The organism is Melioribacter sulfuriphilus, from assembly GCF_051488685.1.
In the GTDB taxonomy this organism is placed as follows: domain Bacteria; phylum Bacteroidota; class Ignavibacteria; order Ignavibacteriales; family Melioribacteraceae; genus Melioribacter.
In genome coordinates this window covers 1-666 of sequence record NZ_JBPSEH010000025.1, presented here as the reverse complement: position 1 = coordinate 666, position 666 = coordinate 1, and the positions used below count along the sequence as shown (strand labels likewise).

2 protein-coding genes and 1 tRNA gene are annotated in these 666 nt (G+C 41.6%); all 3 read right to left on the bottom strand.

The annotated features are described in order from the left end of the window. A partial coding sequence (locus ACSSV9_RS14585; protein ID WP_437347991.1) for a GIY-YIG nuclease family protein occupies positions 1 to 217 on the bottom strand: 217 nt, incomplete at its 3' end. Between the two features lie 72 nt (positions 218 to 289). Next, complete coding sequence (locus ACSSV9_RS14580; RefSeq protein WP_437347990.1) at positions 290 to 529, bottom strand: GIY-YIG nuclease family protein; 240 nt, start codon at positions 527 to 529, stop codon at positions 290 to 292. A 24-nt stretch (positions 530 to 553) separates the two neighbouring features. After that, a tRNA-Cys gene (locus tag ACSSV9_RS14575) sits at positions 554 to 627 on the bottom strand. Between the last annotated feature and the right edge of the window lie 39 nt (positions 628 to 666).

Sequence of the window (666 nt, the reverse complement as noted above, 5' to 3'; positions counted from 1 at the left end):
ATTCTCGTCCTTTGCCAGTTTTGAAGAACTTTTCTCTTTTCATGGCGTCGGACTTTTGTGAAAAGGATTCATAGTAAGTCAATTCAAAAGGACGACGATTGCGAGTGGATTTTACAAGGCCACGTTGATGTTCAGAGAATCGACGAGCGATATCGTTAGTGAGTCCAATATACCTTTTATTGTCTTTTAGACTTCTTAAGACGTAAACGTAAAACATAACAATGTTATGCTTAAAATGGAGAGGCGGCGGTCGGATTCGCCCGCCTAAGGCGGGTTGCAGACCTTCGCCTTATTGGGAAATGGAGTCTAAGAATTCTCGTCCTTTGCCAGTTTTGAAGAACTTTTCTCTTTTCATGGCGTCGGACTTTTGTGAAAAGGATTCATAGTAAGTCAATTCAAAAGGACGACGATTGCGAGTGGATTTTACAAGGCCACGTTGATGTTCAGAGAATCGACGAGCGATATCGTTAGTGAGTCCAATATACCTTTTATTGTCTTTTAGACTTCTTAAGACGTAAACGTAAAACATAACAATGTTATGCTTAAAATGGAGAGGCGGCGGTCGGATTCGAACCGACGAATAAAGGTTTTGCAGACCTTCGCCTTAGACCACTTGGCTACGCCGCCCAATTAAAAAAATTAGAAGAACAAATTTACTGGCGGTCG

Bases quoted from the DNA above. Each gene is read 5' to 3' on its own strand.
- ACSSV9_RS14580 (WP_437347990.1), bottom strand. From the start codon at position 529: ATGTTTTACGTTTACGTCTTAAGAAGTCTAAAAGACAATAAAAGGTAT.